A 19,343-nucleotide genomic window follows, 5' to 3' on the forward strand; every position below is an offset into this window, starting at 1 on the left:
CACCACCACACCCGGGGTACGCCCCGGAGGGCGGCACACCGCCCGGATGATCACACCGAGGAGAGACGATGAGCACCAGGAGAACGGCGCGCGGCATGGCCGCGGTCCTCGCCACCGTGCTGCTTGCGGGCGGCGTGGCGGCCTGCGGCAACAGCGACACCGGCGGCGACAGCGGCGGCGGCGACGGAAAGCTCGTACTGGGCTTCTCCCAGGTGGGTGCGGAGAGCGGCTGGCGCACCGCGAACACCACCTCGATCAAGGAGGCCGCCGCCGCGGCCGGCATCGAGCTGAAGTTCGACGACGCCCAGCAGAAGCAGGAAAACCAGATCAAGGCGATCCGCAACTTCGTCCAGCAGAAGGTCGACGTGATCGCCTTCTCGCCGGTCGTCGAGTCCGGGTGGGACACCGTGCTCAAGGAGGCGAAGGACGCGGGGATCCCGGTCATCCTGACCGACCGCGCCGTCGACTCGGCCGACAAGTCGCTCTACAAGACCTTCCTCGGCTCGGACTTCATCAAGGAGGGTCGCCTCGCCGGCGAGTGGCTGGTGGCGGAGAGCAAGAGCGCCACCGGCCCGGTCAACATCGTCGAGTTGCAGGGCACCACGGGCTCGGCCCCGGCCAACGACCGCAAGGAGGGCTTCGCCAAGGCGATCGCCGCCGACCCGAAGCTGAAGATCGTCGCGTCCCAGTCGGGTGACTTCAAGCGCGCCGACGGCAAGCAGGTGATGGAGCAGTTCCTCAAGGCCAACCCGGACATCGACGTGCTCTACGCGCACAACGACGACATGGGGCTGGGCGCGCTCGAGGCGATCACCGCCGCCGGCAAGGTGCCCGGCAAGGACATCAAGATCATCACGGTCGACGCGGTGAAGGACGGCATGCAGGCCCTCGCCGACGGCAAGTTCAACTTCATCGCGGAGTGCAGCCCGCTGCTCGGCCCGCAGCTGATGGAGCTGGCCAAGAAGGTCAAGGCGGGCGAGCAGATCCCGGCCCGGATCGAGACCGAGGAGACCACCTTCACCCAGGAGCAGGCCAAGGCGGCGCTGCCCAACCGCAAGTACTGACGCCCGCCGGGTCGCCGTCGCCGTCGGCGGCGGCGACCCGCCTGGCCGCTGCCTCGTTTCGACCGACACCACGCAGAAGAGGTCCGATGGGATGACGGGTAACCGTCCGGTCCTGACCATGACCGGGATCAGCAAGACCTTCCCCGGTGTCCGCGCGCTCCAGCACGTCGACTTCCGGCTCTTCCCGGGCGAGGTGCACGCCCTGATGGGCGAGAACGGCGCCGGCAAGTCCACCCTGATCAAGGTCCTGACCGGGGTGTACGGCACCGACGAGGGCAGCATCGACCTCGACGGCGAGCCGGTGGCGTTCAGCGGGCCCCGGCAGGCCGCCGCCTCCGGCGTCAGCACCGTCTACCAGGAGGTCAACCTCTGCGCCAACCTCTCGGTGGCGGAGAACATCTTCATCGGCCGGCAGCCCCGCCGCCTCGGCGCCGTCCGTTGGGGCGAGATGCGCCGGCGGGCGCGGGCACTGCTGGCCCGGCTGGACCTCGACATCGACGTCGGCGCGCAGCTCGGGACGTACTCGCTGGCGGTGCAGCAGTTGGTCGCCATCGCCCGCGCGATCGACGTGCGGGCCCGGGTGCTGATCCTCGACGAGCCCACGTCCAGCCTGGATGCCGGCGAGGTCGAGCAGCTCTTCCGCACCCTGCGGCAGCTGCGCGACGAGGGCATCGCGATCCTCTTCGTGACGCACTTCCTCGACCAGGTGTACGCCATCGCCGACCGGATCACGGTGCTGCGCAACGGCACCCTGGTCGGTGAGTACCGGACGGGGGAGCTGCCCCGGCTCGGCCTGGTCGAGAAGATGATCGGCCGGGAACTCGACGTGCTGGAGCGGCTCGACGAGCAGCAGAACCGGGTGGCCACCACCCGGGCGGGGGCCGCCCCGCTGCTGGACGCGGTGCAGCTCGGCCGCAAGGGCGCGGTCGCGCCGTTCACCCTGCGCATCCACGCCGGCGAGGTGGTCGGCCTGGCCGGTCTGCTCGGCTCCGGCCGTACCGAGGTGGCCCGGCTGCTCTTCGGGGCGGACCGCGCCGACCACGGCCAGGTCCACGTCGACGGCCGCCGGGGGGCGTTGCGCAACCCGGTGCAGGCCATCGACCACGGCATCGGCTTCTCCTCCGAGGACCGCCGCGCGGAGGGCATCGTCCCCGAGCTGTCGGTCCGGGAGAACATGATCCTGGCGATGCAGGCCGCCCGGGGCTGGCTGCGCCCCATCCCCCGCCGCCGGCAGGACGAGCTGGTCGAGAAGTACGTCGCCGCGCTGGGCATCCGGCCGGCGAACCCGGACCTGCCGATCGCCAACCTCTCCGGCGGCAACCAGCAGAAGGTGCTGCTGGCCCGCTGGCTGATCACCGAGCCGCGCCTGTTGATCCTCGACGAGCCCACCCGGGGCATCGACATCGGCGCCAAGGCGGAGATCCAGAAGCTGGTCGTGGAGCTCTCCGACGGCGGGACGGCGGTGCTGTTCATCTCCGCCGAGTTGGAGGAGGTGCTGCGGCTGAGCCACCGGGTCGCGGTGATGCGGGACCGCACGATGGTCGCCCAGCTCACCAACGACGACACCGTCGACGCCGACCGCGTCATGCAGACCATCGCCGAAGGCGCCCCGGCGCACGGCGGTGCCCCGGAGCAGGACGGCGCCCCGGAGCAGGACGGCACCCAGCAGCAGGAGGCGCACCGATGACCGCCGTCGCCCAGCGGCTCCGCCCGCTGACCTCCCACCGGCTCTTCTGGCCGGCGCTGGTGCTCGTGGTCATGATCGCGGCCAACGCGGCCTACCGGCCCGGCTTCCTCGCCGTCGAGGTCCGCCAGGGCCACCTGTACGGCACGCCCGTGGACATCCTGCGGCTGAGCGCGCCGCTGATCCTCGTCGCGCTCGGGATGACCCTGGTCATCGCCACCGGCGGCATCGACCTCTCCGTCGGCTCGGTCTGCGCCATCGCCGGGGCCATCGCCTGCGCCCACATCGCGGGCGCGGCCGACCAGAACAGCCTGCCCACCGTGCTGACCGCGCTGGCCCTGGCCTTCGGCGCGGCGCTGGCGCTGGGCATGTGGAACGGGGTCCTGGTCGCGGTCATCGGGATCCAGCCCATCATCGCCACGCTGATCCTGATGGTGGCCGGTCGCGGGCTCGCCCAGCTGATCACCGAGGGGCAGATCATCACGATCAACTCGGAGCCGTACCGGGGGATCGGGCTCGGGCACCTGCTGACCCTGCCGCTGGCCGTCCTCATCGCCCTCGGCGCGGCCCTGGTCGTCGCCGCGTTCACCCGCCGCACCGCCCTCGGTCTGATCATCGAGTCGGTGGGCGGCAACGCCCGCGCCAGCCGGCTCGCCGGCATCCGCTCGGGCCGGATCATCTTCCTGGTCTACGTCGTCAGCGCCGCCTGCGCCGCGATCGCCGGCTTCATGATGACGGCCAACGTCTCCAGCGCCGACGGCAACGCCGCCGGCCTCTGGGTGGAGCTCGACGCGATCCTCGCGGTGGTCATCGGCGGCACCTCGCTGGCCGGAGGGCGGTTCTCCCTCGGCGGCACCGTCCTCGGCGCGCTGATCATCCAGACCCTCACCACCACCGTGTACGCCATGAGCATCTCCCCGCAGACGTCCCTGCTGTTCAAGGCGGTCGTCGTCATCGCCGTCTGCCTCATCCAGGCGCCGAAGTTCCGGGCCAGGTTCGGCCGCAGACACCGGCGGAGCACACCCGGGCCGGCCACGCCGCAGCGGGAGAAGGAGCAGGTGCCGGCATGAGCGCCACCTCGTTGACCACCGGCCGGTCCTGGCGGCCCGCGCTGCCGCGCCGCCACGTGCCGGTCCTGGCCACCCTCGTCCTGCTGCTGGTCATGTACGCCGTCGGGGTCTCCCAGTACCGGGCGTTCTCCAACGTCCAGGTCGTGTTCAACGTCTTCATCGACAACGGCTTCCTGCTGGTGGTCGCGGTCGGCATGACCTTCGTGATCCTTACCGGCGGCATCGACCTGTCGGTCGGCTCGGTGGTCGCCATGACCGCCATGGTCTCCGCGTCGCTGCTGCGCGACGGGGTGGCGTCGCCGCTGGTGCTGGTCGTCGCCCTGCTGATCGGCCCCACGCTCGGCTTCCTGATGGGCTGCGTGATCCACTTCTTCGAGATACAGCCGTTCATCGTGACCCTCGCCGGGATGTTCTTCGCCCGGGGGATGTGCACCTTCATCAGCGACTCCTCCATCCCGATCACCGACGGGTTCTGGACCGGCATGTCCCAGGAGCGCATCGGCGACCCGCGCGGGAACTTCGTGTCGATCAGCGTGCTGATCGCGCTGGCGGTGGTCGCCGTCGCCGCGTACGTGCTGGCGTACACCCGCTTCGGCCGCAACGTGTACGCGATCGGCGGCAACTCGCAGTCCGCGCTGCTGATGGGCCTGCCGGTCGGGCGCACCCGGATCGCCGTCTACACGGTCAGCGGGCTCTGCTCGGCCGTCGGCGGGATCCTGCTGTCGTTCTACACGCTCTCCGGCGCGCCGCTGATCGGCATCGGCATGGAGCTGGACGTCATCGCCGCCGTCGTCATCGGCGGCGCGGTGCTCACCGGCGGCTCCGGGCACGTCTTCGGCACCGTGCTCGGCGTGCTGGTGCTGGGCATCATCCAGACCCTGATCACCTTCGACGGCACCCTCAGCTCCTGGTGGACCCGGATCGTCATCGGTGGGTTGCTCTTCGCCTTCATCCTCCTGCAACGCCTCATCGGCATCCGCTTCACCACGACGTGACCGCCCCTCTCGCGGAAGGCATCTCCATGGCAACGCACGCCCAGCCCGAGGTCTGGTTCCTCACCGGAAGTCAGAGCCTCTACGGCGACGACACCCTCCGGCAGGTCGCCGACCAGTCCCGCCGGATCGCCGCGCAGCTCGACGACTCGCCGGGCATCCCCGTACGGGTGGTCTGGAAGCCGGTCCTGACCTCCAGCGCCGACATCCTGCGGGTCTGCCGGGACGCCGCCGCGCAGGGGGCGGTCGGGGTGATCGCCTGGATGCACACCTTCTCGCCGGCGAAGATGTGGATCGCCGGCCTGGACGCGCTGCGTACGCCGCTGCTGCACCTGCACACCCAGGCCAACGTCCTGCTGCCGTGGGACGACATCGACATGGACTTCATGAACCTGAACCAGGCCGCCCACGGCGACCGCGAGTTCGGCTACATCCAGACCCGGCTCGGGGTGGCCCGCAAGACCGTCGCCGGGCACGTCAGCGACCCGAGGGTGATCTCCCGGGTCGGCGCGTGGGCGCGGGCGGCGCTCGGGTACGCGGCGATGCGCTCGCTGCGGCTGGCCCGCTTCGGCGACAACATGCGCGGCGTCGCCGTGACCGAGGGCGACAAGGTCGAGGCCGAGCTGCACTTCGGCGTCTCGGTCAACACCTACGGCGTCAACGACCTGGTCGCGGTCGTCGACGCGGTGCCCGACGAGCGGGTCGACGACCTGGTCAAGGAGTACGGCGACACGTACCGGCTCGCCGCGCCGCTGGCCCCCGGCGGGGACCGGCACGACTCGCTGCGTTACGCCGCCCGGCTGGAGCTGGGCCTGCGCACGTTCCTCGACGAGGGTGGCTTCCGGGCCTTCACCACCAACTTCGAGGACCTCGGCGGCCTGCGCCAACTGCCCGGCATCGCCGTGCAGCGGCTGATGGCCGACGGCTACGGCTTCGGCGGCGAGGGCGACTGGAAGACCTCCGTGCTGGTGCACACGCTCAAGGCGATGGCGGTCGGCGTGCCGGGTGGCACCTCCTTCATGGAGGACTACACCTACGACCTGACCCCGGGTGAGGAGTTGGTGCTCGGCGCGCACATGCTGGAGGTCTGCCCGACGATCGCCGCCGACACGCCGGACGTCGAGATCCACCCGCTGAGCATCGGCGACCGGGAGGACCCGGTGCGCCTGGTCTTCGACGCCGCCCCCGGCCCGGCGGTGGTGCTCGGCCTGGCCGACCTGGGGGAGCGCTTCCGCCTGGTGGCCAACGAGGTGGACGTGGTGACGCCGCCGCACCCGCTGCGGCGGCTGCCGGTGGCCCGCGCCGTCTGGCGGCCCCGCCCGGACCTGGCCGGCTCGGCGGAGGCGTGGATCACCGCGGGCGCGCCCCACCACACGGTGCTGACGCAGGCCCTCGGCGTCGAGGAACTGCACGACCTGGCCGAGATGACCCGCACCGAGCTGATGGTCATCGACGCCGACACGCAGCCGCGCCGCTTCGCCGACGAGCTGCGGTGGAACCAGGCGTACCACCGGCTGGCCCGGGGGTTCTGAAAGCGCGACGCGTCGACCGGGGGCGTCTCTTCCGCAGTCGCGGAAGGGGCGCCCCCGGCCCGTTGCCAGCGGCGCCGCCCCGCCCGCCCCGGCCCGTCTTGACTAACGGCGTGTTATCGCTCACAGTCAATGAATAGGCGTCCATCGCGCGAGCGCAACGGGCTCACGCTCATCATTGGACGGCTCGTTCGGATTGCGGCCGCGGGCACGGCCGCAGCGCTGTTAGCGATCACATCCCTTGGGTGCGCCGGGCCGCCGCAGGCGGCCCGGCGTCCAGGGCGACGGCGCGGGCCGGGCAGATTCCGGAACCTGTCAGCTCTCGAAGGAGAATCATGGATGGCATAGCTCTGCCCACCCGGGCGGCGTCGCGGGGTCGGCGATGGTGGTCCCGGCTCGCCGCCGTCGTGGCGGCGGTGTTGGTGGGTGGCACGCTGGCGGGGGTGACGCCGACGCCGGCGGCGGCCGCGACGGTGGACACCGCCGCCTGGTACGTGTTGGTCAACCGCAACAGCGGCAAGGCGCTGGACGTCTACGAGCGGGCGACCGGGGACGGGGCGCGGATCACCCAGTGGTCGCGCAACGACGGCAACTGGCAGCAGTGGCAGTTCGTCGACTCCGGCGGCGGCTACTACCGGCTGCGGTCGCGGCACTCGGGCAAGGTCCTCGACGTGTCGAACTTCTCCACCGCCAACGGCGCCGCCGTGGTGCAGTGGGGCGACCTCAACGGCACCAACCAGCAGTTCCGGCTGGCGGACTCGGCCGGCGGGTACGTCCGGCTGATCAACCGCAACTCCAACAAGGCGGTGGAGACGCAGAGCGCCTCGACCGCCGACGGCGGCAACATCGTGCAGTACGACGACTTCAACGGCACCCACCAGCAGTGGCAACTGGTCCGCGTCGGCGACGGCGGCGGCGGAAACCCCGGCGGCACCTTCACCAACCCGGTGCTCTGGCAGGACTTCGCCGACGTCGACATCATCCGGGTCGGCGACATCTACTACATGTCCGCCTCCACCATGCACTACTCGCCCGGCGCACCGGTGCTGCGCTCCTGGGACCTGGTCAACTGGGAGTTCGCCGGCCACTCCGTGCCCAAGTTGGACTTCGGCAGCAAGTACGACCTGACCGGCGGCGCGCACGCGTACGTCGACGGCATCTGGGCCTCCACACTGAACTACCGGCCCAGCAACCGGACCTACTACTGGGCCGGCTGCGTCGACTTCGCCCAGACCCACATCTACACCGCCTCCGCCGTCGACGGTGCCTGGAGCCGGCACACCACCATCCCCAACTGCTACTACGACGCCGGCATGCTGATCGACGACAACGACACCATGTACGTGGCGTACGGCAACGGCACGATCAGCGTGGCCCAGCTCTCCGCCGACGGGCGCAGCCAGGTCCGGGCCCAGCAGGTGTACCAGACGCCGTCGAGCATCGGCACCCTGGAGGGGGCCCGCTTCTACAAGCGCAACGGCGCCTACTACATCTGGCTGACCCGCCCCGCCAACGGCCAGTACGTGCTCAAGTCGACCAACGGCCCGTTCGGCCCGTACGAGCAGCGCCAGGTGCTGCTGAACCTGCCCGGCCCGATCTCCGGCGGCGGGGTGCCCCACCAGGGCGGCCTGGTGCAGACCCCCAACGGCGCCTGGTACTACATGGCCTTCACCGACGCGTACCCGGGCGGGCGGATGCCGACGCTGGCGCCGATCACCTGGACCAGCGACGGTTGGCCGCAGTTGCAGACGGTCAACGGGGCCTGGGGCGCCAGCTACCCCAACCCGTTGCCGCTGCGGCCGGTCAAGCCGCTGACCGGCACCGACACCTTCACCGGCACCACCCTCGGCCCGCAGTACGAGTGGAACCACAACCCGGACAACTCCCGCTGGTCGGTCAACGACGGGCTGCGCCTGCAGACCGCCACGGTGACCAACGACCTCTACCGGGCCCGCAACACGTTGACCCACCGGATCCAGGGGCCGACCTCGACGGGCACCATCGAGCTGGACTACTCCACGATGCGCGACGGGGACCGGGCCGGGCTGGCGATGCTGCGCGACACGTCGGCCTGGATCGGCGTCAAACGCGACAACGGCACCACCCGGGTGGTGATGACCAACGGCCTGACCATGGGCAGCGACAACTGGAACACCACCGGCACCGGGACGGAGATCGCCTCCGCCGCGGTCTCCGGCGGGCGGATCTGGTTGCGGGCCAACGCCGACATCCGACCCGGCAGCGGCCGGCAGGCGCGCTTCTCGTACAGCACCGACGGGGTCAACTTCGTTTCGCTGGGCAACGCCCTGACCCTCAACAACGCCTGGCAGTTCTTCATGGGCTACCGGTTCGGCATCTTCAACTACGCCACCCAGGCGCTCGGCGGCTCGGCCACCGTCCGCCAGTTCTCCCTGACCACGCCCTGACGTCTCCACATGGCTGAGTCGGCGAACCGACCGGGGCCCTGTTCCGCATCGGGTGCGGAACAGGGCCCCGCCTCGCGTCGCGGCGCGGGGGCTGCGTCGCATCAGGTGGCGCGGCGAGCCTGGCGTAGACTGGCGGCACCTCAGCCTCGGCCCCCCGGCGACCCGTGGGGACGGAGGCTGGAGGAAGTTCGTGCCCCCCGACCGCCAGAGTCGACGTCGACGGGCCGTGGTCGCCGATGGGCAGGCGGGGAGAGTGAGGTTGCCGTGCGCGCTCCTGCGATGACGGACGTGGCCCGCCTCGCCGGCGTCTCCCACCAGACGGTCTCCCGGGTGCTCAACGGCCACCCCAACGTGCGCGAGCAGACCCGGCTGCGGGTCCAGGCGGCGATCGCCGAGTTGGGCTACCGCCCCAACCGGGCGGCCCGCGCGCTGGTCACCGGCCGGTCGCAGGTGATCGGCGTCGTCGCCCAGAACACCACCCTCTACGGTCCGGCGTCACTGCTGGCCGCCCTGGAGCAGGTCGCCGCGGCGGCGGGCTTCGCGGTCAGCGTCGGCAGCGTCAGCGACCTCAACTACCGGTCGATCTCGGCGGCGGTCGAGCGGCACCTCGCCCACCGGGTCGCCGGGATCGTGGTGATCGCGCCGGTCGAGTCGGCCGGCGAGGCGCTGGAACGGCTGCCCCACGGCGTGCCGCTGGTGACCGTCGACGGCGACCCGCGCCGACCGGTTCCCCTGGTGACGGTCGACCAGGCCGCCGGCGCGCGGGCCGCCACCCAGCATCTGCTCGACGCCGGGCACCGCACGGTCTGGCACGTCTCCGGCCCGCCGGACTGGTTCGACAGCGCCGGGCGGATCGAGGGCTGGCGGGAGACGCTGCGCCGGGCCGGGGCGGAGCTGCCGCCGCTGCTGCCGGCGGACTGGTCGGCGGCGGCGGGCTACCGCTGCGGGCAGATGCTGGCCCGGATGCCGGAGGTCACCGCGGTCTTCACCGCCAACGACCACCTGGCCCTGGGGGTGCTGCGGGCGCTGCACGAGCACGGCCGGCGGGTGCCCGACGACATCAGCGTGATCGGCTTCGACGACGTGCCGGAGGCGGCGTACTTCATCCCGCCGCTGACCACCGTGCGGCCCGACTTCGCCGCGGTCGCCCGGGCCAGCCTCGACATGCTGCTGACCCAGATCGAGACGGCCACCGCCGGCCCGCTGCGGCAGACCATCGCACCGGCGCTGGTGGCCCGGCGCAGCGTGGGCCCCCCGCCGCGCCGCTGACCCGCCCGCCTTCGCATTGGCGGGCGGGTGGCGGGGATCAGCCCTGGGTGACCACCGGCAGGTCCAGGACCTCGTCGACGCTGCGGCGCGGGGTCGGCCAGCCCGGCTGGCCGTACCCGATGCGCATCACCATCTGCGGGGGGCCGAAGCGGCCCAGCGACAGCCGCAGCGCCTCCCGCGCCCCCGGCACCTCGATCGGCTGGGAGAGCATCGACGCGCTCAGCCCGGCGTCGGTGGCGGTGAGCAGTAGCCGTTGCAGGGCCTGCCCGGCGAGCACCTGGTCGGTGGCGGTGTTGCCGGCCGAGCCGAGCACCGCGACGAGGGGCTCCGGCTCGAAGTCCCGGCCGGGTGCCCGGTTGCGCCCGCCGAAGCCCCGCGCGGGCAGCACGTCCTGCGGCTCGCCGGAGGGGCCGCCGGCCACGGCCGGGACCCCGTCGGGGGCCGGCGAGGCGCGCACCCACTCGGCCCGCTCCGCCCGGTAGGCGGGGTCACGCTCCAGGACCCGGTTGGCGCTGCGGGCGATCTCGCCGAACGCGTTGACCGCACTCACCCCGATCACCAGCTCCAACCAGCACTGCTCGGCGCGGGCCGCCTCGCCGAGCCGCCACCGTACGTCGGCGGGGACCGGATCCGGCCAGAACGGGGCGCGGTTGCTGAACCGGCGCGGGATGGCCCCGTGCAGGCTCTGCTCGGCGGGGGTGGGGCGGCGCGGCAGGTCCGGGGTCAGCCGGGCCAGCACGTCGGTCTCCGCCGGGTACGGGCGCAGCTGCACCTTCGCCGGGGTGCCCGCCACGGCCAGGGAGAGGCGCAGGTTGAACAGGGCGGCCCCGCAGGCGATCCGGGCACCCCACCCGCTCGGGTCGGTCGCCGGCAGCCGGCGCTCCCGGTCGATGGCCACCTCGATCCCGCCGTCGCGCAGGCGGAACCGCCACGGCTGGGTGTTGTGCAGCGACGGTGCCCGGACGGCGTCCGCGGCGGCGGACGCGAGCTGCTCGACGGTGAAGCCGGTTTCCATGGTCGTGCTCCTTCCGTGGCAGTCCTGCCCCTGGCTGGTCTTCCTCCACCCTGCGCGAGCGCGGCGACGCCGGGCAGGGCCGGACGTCCCCTCTGCCCCGGGACCCCCTACCCGGTGGTTGTCGCCAGGTCGGGACCTTCGGCCTGTGCGACGCGGCGCGCGAGGGGGTAGAAACGAGGGATGATCCGGGTGTTCCTGCTCGACGACCATGAGGTCGTCCGTCGTGGCCTTGCCGACCTGCTCACCGCCAGTGGCGACATCGAGGTGGTGGGGGAGTCGGGCTCGGCCCAGGAGGCCACCCGGCGCATCCCCGCGCTCCGGCCCGACGTGGCGATCCTCGACGCCCGGCTGCCCGACGGCAACGGCATCGACGTGTGCCGCGACGTGCGGGCCGTCGACTCGTCGATCAAGGGCCTGATCCTCACCTCGTACGAGGACGACGAGGCGCTCTTCGCGGCGATCATGGCCGGCGCGGCCGGTTACGTGCTCAAGCAGATCCGCGGCACCGACCTGGTCGACGCGGTGCGTCGGGTCGCCGCCGGGCAGTCGCTGCTCGACCCGGCGATCACCACCCGGGTGCTGGACCGCATCCGCAGCGGCGTGGAGCAGCCCCGCGAGCTGAAGAGCCTCACCGAGCAGGAGCGGCGCATCCTGGAGTACGTCGCCGAGGGGCTGACCAACCGGGAGATCGCCGGCAAGATGTTCCTGGCCGAGAAGACGGTGAAGAACTACGTCTCCAGCGTGCTGGCGAAGCTGGGGCTGGAGCGGCGCACCCAGGCCGCCGTCCTGGCCACCCGCCTGCTGGGCAAGAACCAGAACCACTGACCCGCCGCCGCGCCCGGCCGGGTCGGTCGCTCCGCGCCCGGCCCGCCGGCCGTCCGCGCCCGGCGGGTCAGCCGGCCGGCGGTCAGTCGTCGCGCAGCGGGACCCGCCAGTGCAGCTCGGTGCCCCGACCGATCGCCGGGCGGATCGCGAACTCCCCGCCGTGGCGCTCGGCGCGTTCGCGGAGGTTGACCAGCCCGCTGCGGGCGGCGGCCGGGTCGCAGCCCTTGCCGTCGTCGACGACGGTGACCGTCACCCAGCCGCCGTCGACCAGCACCGCCACCGACACCCGGCTGGCCTCGGCGTGGCGCACGGCGTTGGAGAGCGCCTCGCGCAGCACGGCGGTCAGGTCGGGGCGGATCGGCTCGGGCACGGCGCTGTCGATCGGCCCGGTCAGCTCCAGCGCCGGCCGGAAACCCAGCGACCCGGCGGCCACGTCGACCGCCTCCCGGATCTCCGTGCGCAGCGCCGCGCTCATCGGCGTACGCAGCTCGAAGATCGTCCGACGGATGTCGCGGATGGTGGCGTCGAGGTCGTCGACGGCCGCGTTGATCCGCTTGGCCACGTCGGGGCGGGCGTTCATCGCGCCGCTCTGCAACTGCAGACCGGTGGCGAAGAGCCGCTGGATCACCACGTCGTGCAGGTCCCGGGCGATGCGCTCGCGGTCCTCCAGGACCACCAGCAGCTCCCGCTCCTCCTGCCCCCGGGCCCGCTCCATGGCCAGCGCCGCCTGCCCGGCGAAGCTGCCCAGCAGCGCCACGTCGTCGTCGGTGGCCCCGCCCCGGTCCGGCCGGTAGGCGATCACCAGGACGCCGTGCAGCGCGTCGGCGGCGGCCAGCGGGGAGATCACCGCCGGCCCGGCGGTCACCGGGGCCGGCCAGGGGGCGGCCTGGGCCAGGTTCTCCACCAGCTCGTACCCCGGCTGGGTCACCGCACCGGCGAAGCTGGTCTCGGCGGCCGGCAGCACCGCGCCGATCAGCTCGTGGGCGTGGTCGTCGGCGCCGTCGACCACCTCCACGGTGAACTCCCCGGCGTCGGAGTCGTAGAGGAGCACCACGGCCAGCTCCGCCTCGGCGACCTCCCGGGCCCGGCGGGCGACCAGCGTCAGCGCGTCGGTGCGCCGCACCTCACCCAGCAGCACCGAGGTGATCTCGGCGGTGGCGGCCAGCCAGCGTTCGCGGCGGTGGGCCAGCGCGTAGAGCCGGGCGTTCTCGATCGCCACGCCGGCCGCGGCGGCCAGCGCGACCACGATCTCCTCGTCGTCGTCGGTGAACTCGGCCGCGCCCTGCTTCTCGGCCAGGTAGAGGTTGCCGAAGACCTGGTCGCGGATGCGCACCGGCACGCCGAGGAAGCTGTGCATCGGCGGGTGGTTCGGCGGGAAGCCGTACGACTTGGGGTGTTTGGTGATGTCCGGCATGCGCAACGGGTGGGGCTCGTCGATGAGCAGCCCCAGCACGCCCCGGCCGTGCGGCAGCTCGCCGATCTCGGCGTGCAGCTCGGCGTCGATGCCGTGCACGATGAAGTCGTGCAGCAGCCGGTCGGGGCCGATCACCCCGAGCGCGCCGTAGCGGGCCCCGACCAGCTCGCAGGCCGCCTGCACGATGCGCCGCAGGGTGCTGCGCAGGTCCAGGTCGCTGCCGATGCCGACCACCGCGTCGAGCAGGGCGCGCAGCCGCTCCCGGCTGGTGACCACCTCGCCGACCCGGTCCAGCATCTCCTGGAGCAGCTCGTCGAGGCGGACCCGGGACAGCGGGCTCAGCCCCAGCGACGGGGTGACGTTTTCGTGCTTGGGATTGGGTGCGCTACCGGCCACCGGGCGATGCTACCGCCCGGCGGCCGAAGCGGACCATTGCCCGCTGACCGCCCGGAGCGCGGCCGGGACCTGGGCGGAGACGACGATCACCCCGGGCCCGGAACGCCCCGCGCGGGCCGCCGTCACGCCTGCGCGGGGCGGCACGTCACGCCTGGGCGTCGCGGACCGCCGAGGTGTCCACCACCTGCGCGGCCTCCAGCCGGGGAGTGTGCGGTGGGCCGGCGTGCTCCGGGTCCGCGATCCCCAGCCGCAGCACCAGGTACGGGTACCCGAGGCCGGCGAGGACCCGGCGCAGCGCCTGCCGGGTGCCCTCGACCTCCACCACGCCCGACAGCGGCACCACGGAGACGCCCAGCCGGGTGGCGGTCAGCCACGCCGCCGAGAGCGCCTCGCCGGCCCGCAGCCAACTGTCCGGCTCGTCCTCGTCGCCGAAGAGCAGCCCGTACACCGCCGCCCGGTCGTGGCCGGAGTCGACCGACAGGGTGCCGGGGCGGCCGAAGTCGCGGCCCGGCACGGTGGTCTGCGGCGGCTGCGCGGGCAGCACCTCCGGGGGCAGGCCGGTGCCGGTGCCGGCCCGGTTGGTCCAGTAGTCCAGCTCCTCGCGCAGCCTCGGGTCCTCCGCCTCGACCGCCCCGGCGTGCGCCGCCGCCGCGGCCAGCTCCATCACCTGGTCGGCGTCGAGGAGCTGCAGTCGGGTGCCCTCCGCGTCGACCACCCCGGCGATCTCGTCGAGCGTGGCGGCCGGCACCGGCTCGTCGCTGACCGGGCGGCGGTCGGTGTGCCGGACCTGCATGCACTGCACCAGGCGCATCGCGTCCGGGTCGGGCTCGGTGTGCCTGAGGCCGGTGAGCCGGGCCAGCAGGTCGGCGTCGGCCGGGTCGGGCAGCCGCTCCACCACGGGCACCCAACCCTCGGCGGCCAGGGCCACCCGGGCGTGGTGCAGCGCCGCGCCGCAGCTCACCGCCAGCAGCCGCCCGTCCGGGTCGGTGGCGGCCAGCCGGCGGTCCTGGGCCGCGCGCAGCTCCAGGGCGTCGGGGAGCACCCGCCACAGCCACGGCTGCGTGTTGTGCACCGAGGGGGCGTGACCGGCCGTCGCGGCGGCCTCCGCGAGCGCGGTGGTCAGCGAGCGGTCCGGCGTCTCGTGGCTCATCGTCGGCGACCTTTCGTTTCTCCCCATCGTGCCCCGGCCGGGCGGCGCTCCGGCCGGGGTTCCGCTTCGTCGGTGTGTCAGCGGCCCGTCGCTCCGCACGGTACGCGGGCCGCGCCCCGTCAGCGTTCGCGGACCACCGCCACCGGGCAGTGGGCGTGTTGCAGCAGCTGCTGGCTCACCGAGCCGAGCAGCATGCCGCGCAGCCCGCCCCGGCCCCGGGTGCCGACCACCACCAGCTGCGCGTCCCGGCTCGCCTCGACCAGGGCGCCGGCCGGGCGGCCGGTCACCACGTCGACGGTCACCTCGACGTCGGGGTAGGTCTCCCGCCAGCGGGCCAGCGGCTCGTCCAGCGCCGCCCGCTCCGCGGCCACCGCGTTGTCCGGGGCGAGGCCGCCGTTGGCCGCCGGCTCCCAGGCCCGCACCACCTGCAGCGGCACCCCCCGCTGGGCTGCCCGCTCCATCGCGAAGCCGAGGGCCAGCAGGGAGGTCGGCGACCCGTCGACGCCCACCAGCACCCGCCCGGTGCGGCCGGTGGCGACGTCGCCGTCGCGGACCACCACCACCGGGCAGTGGGCGTGCGCGCTCACCGACACGGCGGTGGAGCCGGCCAGCAGGCCGCCGAAGCCGCCGTGGCCCCGGCTGCCGAGCACCAGCAGCCCGGCGGAGGCGGAGCGTTCGCCCAGCACCAGCGCCGGCGGCCCGTCGAGCACCTCGCCGTGCACGATCACGGTGGGCCGGGCGGAGGCGGCGTCGAGCACGGCCCGGTCGACCAGGGCCTCGACCTCCTGCCGGGCGGTGTCGTCCGGCCAGCTCCCCGGGGCCAGCCCGGGGCCGACCCAGCCGGCGACGGTCACCCACTCGAAGACGTACGCCAGCCGGACCGGCCGGCCGCTCTGCTCCGCCTCCTCCAGCGCCCAGTCCAGCGCGCGGGTGGCGTCGACGGAACCGTCGTAGCCGACCAGGATCTCGTCGCCGCTCATTTTCCGCTCCGCAACTCGGGATCGGTCTCCCGGATCCAGCGCCACTCGGCCACCCGAGGGTCGTCGGAGCCGAAGCGGCGGGTGTGGTCCCGGCAGGTCTGCCGGGCGTCGACCATCTCCTGGCGCAGGTGCGCGGCCCGCGAGGCCAGCCCCGGCGTCCGGTCGATGACGTCGATGACCAGGTGGAAGCGGTCCAGGTCGTTGAGCATCACCATGTCGAACGGCGTGGTGGTGGTGCCCTCCTCCTTGTAGCCGCGCACGTGCAGGTTGCCGTGGTTGGCCCGGCGGTAGGTCAGCCGGTGGATCAGCCACGGGTAGCCGTGGTAGGCGAAGATGACCGGCTTGTCGCGGGTGAAGATGGTGTCGAACTCGTTGTCGGTCAGGCCGTGCGGGTGCTCCGACGGCGGCTGGAGCCGCATCAGGTCGACCACGTTGACGACCCGCACCTTCAGCTCGGGCAGGTGCTGGCGCAGCAGTTCGGCGGCGGCCAGGGTCTCCAGCGTCGGCACGTCGCCGGCGCAGCCGAGGACCACGTCCGGCTCCTCGCCGCCGTCGCTGCTGGCCCAGTCCCAGATGCCCAGGCCGCGCCGGCAGTGCTGGATCGCCTCGTCCATGGTCAGCCAGTTCGGCGCGGCCTGCTTGCCGGCCACCACCACGTTGATGTAGTGCCGGCTGCGCAGGCAGTGGTCCATCGTGGAGAGCAGGGTGTTGCCGTCCGGCGGCAGGTAGACCCGGACCACCTCGGCCTTCTTGTTCATCACGTGGTCGATGAAGCCCGGGTCCTGGTGGGAGAAGCCGTTGTGGTCCTGGCGCCACACGTGGCTGGAGAGCAGGTAGTTCAGCGAGGCCACCGGCTGCCGCCACGGGATGCCCCGGGTCACCTTCAGCCACTTGGCGTGCTGGTTGACCATCGAGTCGACGATGTGGATGAACGCCTCGTAGCTGGTGAAGATGCCGTGCCGGCCGGTGAGCAGGTACCCCTCCAGCCAGCCCTGGCACAGGTGCTCGGAGAGCACCTCCATCACCCGGCCGTCGGGGGAGAGGTGCTCGTCGTCTTCGGTGATGCGGCCGACGAAGGCCCGGTCGGTGACCTCGAAGGCCGCGCCGAGCCGGTTGGAGGCGACCTCGTCGGGGCCGAAGAGGCGGAACGTCTCCGGGTTGGCGGCGATCACGTCGCGGACCCACTTGCCGAGCACGCCGGCCGCGCCCACGGTCGGCTCGCCGGGCCGCTCGACGTCGACCGCGTAGTCCCGGAAGTCCGGCAGGGTCAGCTCGCGCAGGATCGCCCCGCCGTTGGTGACCGGGTTGGCGCTCATCCGCAGGTCGCCCTGTGGCGGCAGCGCGGTCAGCTCGGCGACGGGGGCGCCGGTGGCGTCGAAGAGCTCCTCCGGCCGGTAGCTGCGCAGCCAGCGCTCCAGCTCGGCCAGGTGCTCCGGGTGGTCGCGCACCTCGGCGATCGGCACCTGGTGGGCGCGGAACGTCCCCTCGACCTGCTTGCCGTCGACCCGGCTCGGGCCGGTCCAGCCCTTCGGCGTACGAAGGATGATCATGGGCCAGCGGGGGCGCTCGATCGGGCCGCCGGAGCGGGCCCGGCGCTGGATGTCGGCGATCTCGTCGACCGCGGTGTCCAGGGTGGCCGCGAGGAGCTGGTGCACCGTGGCCGGGTCGTCGCCGGCCACCACGTACGGCTGGTAACCGAAGCCGCGCATCATGTCCAGCAGGTCGTCGGTGGGGATCCGGTCCAGCACCGTCGGGTTGGCGATCTTGTATCCGTTGAGGTGCAGGATCGGCAGCACCGCGCCGTCGCGGGCCGGGTTGAGGAAGACGTTCGACAGCCAACTGCCGGCCAGTGGGCCGGTCTCCGCCTCGCCGTCACCGATCACGCAGGCGACCAGCAGGTCCGGGTTGTCGAAGGCCGCGCCGTACGCGTGGCTCAGCGCGTACCCCAGCTCGCCGCCCTCGTGGATCGAGCCCGGCACCTCCGGTGCGACGTGGCTCGGGATGCCGCCGGGGAAGGAGAACTGGCGGAACAGCCGCTGCATGCCGGCCTCGTCGCGGGTGACCGAGTGGTACAGCTCGCTGTACGTCCCCTCCAGCCAGGTGTTCGCCACCAGGGCGGGACCGCCGTGACCGGGGCCGGTGACGAAGATCGTCGGCAGCTTCCGGTTGACGATCACCCGGTTGAGGTGCGCGTAGAGCAGGTTCAGCCCCGGGCTGGTGCCCCAGTGGCCCAGCAGCCGGGGCTTGACGTGCTCGGCCCGCAGCGGCTCGCGCAGCAGCGGGTTGTCGAGCAGGTAGATCTGCCCCACCGTCAGGTAGTTGGCCGCCCGCCAGTACGCGTCCAGCCGGCGCAGCTCGTCTTCGGTCAGAGGGCTGTGGAGTTCCACGGCGGTGTCCATGCTGCGTAAGCCTCTCGCGGATCGGGGACGTTCGCATCCCGGCGTCCCGGGCTTTCCCGGCCGCGTCCAGCATCGTCGCCGAAGGGGAGATCGGATCAGGGCCGTTGGTCCCCCGGCGGAGGGCGTCATGTCCCCGCCGGTGCGGTGGTAGAGAATCCACGAACGACGATGACCGGCGCGGGCGAGTGGTACAGCAACGACTGGCTGACCGCGCCGAGCATCCCGCGCAGCGGCTCGTCGCCCCGGGCGGCCACGACCGTGAGCTGCGCGCAGCGGGACAGCTCGACCAGGATCGGGCCGGGCTCGCCGACGACGGCGCGGCACTCGACCGGGACGGAGCGGTGTCGGCGACCGTGGCGGGCCACCGCCTCGGCCAACTCCGCGCGGGCGGCCTCGGGGTCGAAGTCGGCCGGGTCGTCGCCCGCGCCCTGCCGCGCCGGCTCGGTGACCCGCACGGCCAGCAGTCGGGCCGACCGGCGGGCGGCGCAGTCGAAGGCGAACTCCAGCGCCTTCGCGGCACTCGCCGACCCGTCGACGCCGACCAGCACCGGGCCCTGCGGCGGCGGCTCGGGGCGGACCACCAGCACGGGGCAGGCCGCGCGGGCGGCGAGCTGCACCGCCGGCGTGTCGGCGGTGATGGCGGACCGGCTGTGGGACATCCCGCCGTCACCCACGGCGACCAGGAACGCCGACTCGGAGCGGCGGATCAACGTGACCACCGGCGCGCCCTCCACGATCTCGCCGCTGACCGCCAGCGCCGGGCGCACCTCGCCGGCGACCGCGCCGGCGCGTTCGATCAGCTCCTCGGCGTCCGCGCGCGGGCCGCTGACCGAGACCGCCTCCGGCGTCGCCGCCCAGTTGAACGCGTGTAGCAGCAGGAGCGCACGGTCGTGGTCGGCGGCCTCGGCGGCGGCCAACCGGACCACCTCGAGGGCCGCGTCCGACGAACCGAGCGCGACCACGACCGGCGCGTCCGCAGGTGCGCCCACCCGGTCTCACCTCCCCGCGCCATCACACCGTCGCACCTATCGTAGTTGTTCCGACACGCTCCGGGGTCGGGTTGGGTGGCGGCAGCGCGCCCCAGCCCGGGTTGGTCACCGCCACGGCCGCAGCGGGGCGTCCTTGCGGGT

14 protein-coding genes are annotated in these 19,343 nt (G+C 73.0%); 8 read left to right on the forward strand and 6 right to left on the reverse strand.

What is annotated here, in order from left to right:
* Nucleotides 1-68 precede the first annotated feature (68 nt).
* From ACLQ2V_RS20620 to ACLQ2V_RS20650, 7 genes are all read left to right on the forward strand, one after another.
* Nucleotides 69-1,064 (forward strand): ABC transporter substrate-binding protein, encoded by a 996-nt coding sequence (locus tag ACLQ2V_RS20620; protein ID WP_425720166.1) that lies wholly within the window; start codon nucleotides 69-71, stop codon nucleotides 1,062-1,064.
* Nucleotides 1,065-1,155: 91 nt separating this feature from the next.
* On the forward strand, nucleotides 1,156-2,751 hold the full coding sequence (locus tag ACLQ2V_RS20625; RefSeq protein WP_425720167.1) for a sugar ABC transporter ATP-binding protein: 1,596 nt from the start codon (nucleotides 1,156-1,158) through the stop codon (nucleotides 2,749-2,751).
* A complete protein-coding gene (locus ACLQ2V_RS20630) occupies nucleotides 2,748-3,818 on the forward strand; it encodes an ABC transporter permease (protein ID WP_425720168.1) in 1,071 nt (356 codons plus the stop codon). Before ACLQ2V_RS20625 ends, ACLQ2V_RS20630 begins: the two co-directional genes overlap by 4 nt.
* Nucleotides 3,815-4,813: a galactofuranose ABC transporter, permease protein YjfF gene (yjfF, locus tag ACLQ2V_RS20635; RefSeq protein WP_425720169.1), complete on the forward strand. Its 999-nt coding sequence runs from the start codon at nucleotides 3,815-3,817 to the stop codon at nucleotides 4,811-4,813. The genes ACLQ2V_RS20630 and yjfF overlap by 4 nt, the downstream gene beginning before the upstream one ends.
* A gap of 26 nt (nucleotides 4,814-4,839) precedes the next feature.
* The gene (araA, locus tag ACLQ2V_RS20640; protein ID WP_425720170.1) at nucleotides 4,840-6,342 is read left to right on the forward strand and encodes an L-arabinose isomerase; all 1,503 of its coding nucleotides are present in this window, start codon (nucleotides 4,840-4,842) and stop codon (nucleotides 6,340-6,342) included.
* A gap of 332 nt (nucleotides 6,343-6,674) precedes the next feature.
* Nucleotides 6,675-8,765: a family 43 glycosylhydrolase gene (locus tag ACLQ2V_RS20645; protein WP_425720171.1), complete on the forward strand. Its 2,091-nt coding sequence runs from the start codon at nucleotides 6,675-6,677 to the stop codon at nucleotides 8,763-8,765.
* A 279-nt stretch (nucleotides 8,766-9,044) separates the two neighbouring features.
* Nucleotides 9,045-10,034: a LacI family DNA-binding transcriptional regulator gene (locus ACLQ2V_RS20650; RefSeq protein ID WP_425720172.1), complete on the forward strand. Its 990-nt coding sequence runs from the start codon at nucleotides 9,045-9,047 to the stop codon at nucleotides 10,032-10,034.
* Nucleotides 10,035-10,071: 37 nt separating this feature from the next.
* On the opposite strand, the gene ACLQ2V_RS20655 is transcribed toward ACLQ2V_RS20650, so the two are convergent.
* Nucleotides 10,072-11,049, reverse strand: coding sequence for an Acg family FMN-binding oxidoreductase (locus ACLQ2V_RS20655; protein ID WP_425720173.1), 978 nt, complete (start codon nucleotides 11,047-11,049; stop codon nucleotides 10,072-10,074).
* A 180-nt stretch (nucleotides 11,050-11,229) separates the two neighbouring features.
* Between ACLQ2V_RS20655 and ACLQ2V_RS20660 the strand changes: the two genes are divergently transcribed.
* A complete protein-coding gene (locus tag ACLQ2V_RS20660; RefSeq protein WP_425720174.1) occupies nucleotides 11,230-11,874 on the forward strand; it encodes a response regulator in 645 nt (214 codons plus the stop codon).
* An 82-nt stretch (nucleotides 11,875-11,956) separates the two neighbouring features.
* Here ACLQ2V_RS20660 and ACLQ2V_RS20665 read toward each other — a convergent pair whose 3' ends face one another.
* The 5 genes from ACLQ2V_RS20665 to ACLQ2V_RS20685 all read right to left on the reverse strand — a co-directional run bounded on the left by ACLQ2V_RS20665 (nucleotide 11,957) and on the right by ACLQ2V_RS20685 (nucleotide 19,202).
* Nucleotides 11,957-13,630 (reverse strand): GAF domain-containing protein, encoded by a 1,674-nt coding sequence (locus ACLQ2V_RS20665; RefSeq protein WP_425720288.1) that lies wholly within the window; start codon nucleotides 13,628-13,630, stop codon nucleotides 11,957-11,959.
* Between the two features lie 199 nt (nucleotides 13,631-13,829).
* Nucleotides 13,830-14,834 carry an Acg family FMN-binding oxidoreductase gene (locus ACLQ2V_RS20670; RefSeq protein WP_425720175.1) on the reverse strand — a complete coding sequence of 335 codons (1,005 nt, stop codon included), beginning with the start codon at nucleotides 14,832-14,834 and terminating at the stop codon, nucleotides 13,830-13,832.
* A gap of 119 nt (nucleotides 14,835-14,953) precedes the next feature.
* A complete protein-coding gene (locus ACLQ2V_RS20675) occupies nucleotides 14,954-15,814 on the reverse strand; it encodes a universal stress protein (RefSeq protein WP_425720176.1) in 861 nt (286 codons plus the stop codon).
* The gene (locus ACLQ2V_RS20680) at nucleotides 15,811-18,213 is read right to left on the reverse strand and encodes a phosphoketolase family protein (protein WP_425720177.1); all 2,403 of its coding nucleotides are present in this window, start codon (nucleotides 18,211-18,213) and stop codon (nucleotides 15,811-15,813) included. The genes ACLQ2V_RS20675 and ACLQ2V_RS20680 overlap by 4 nt, the downstream gene beginning before the upstream one ends.
* A gap of 125 nt (nucleotides 18,214-18,338) precedes the next feature.
* Nucleotides 18,339-19,202: a universal stress protein gene (locus ACLQ2V_RS20685; RefSeq protein ID WP_425720178.1), complete on the reverse strand. Its 864-nt coding sequence runs from the start codon at nucleotides 19,200-19,202 to the stop codon at nucleotides 18,339-18,341.
* Between the last annotated feature and the right edge of the window lie 141 nt (nucleotides 19,203-19,343).

Source organism: Micromonospora sp. DT233, from assembly GCF_049841815.1.
In the GTDB taxonomy this organism is placed as follows: domain Bacteria; phylum Actinomycetota; class Actinomycetes; order Mycobacteriales; family Micromonosporaceae; genus Micromonospora.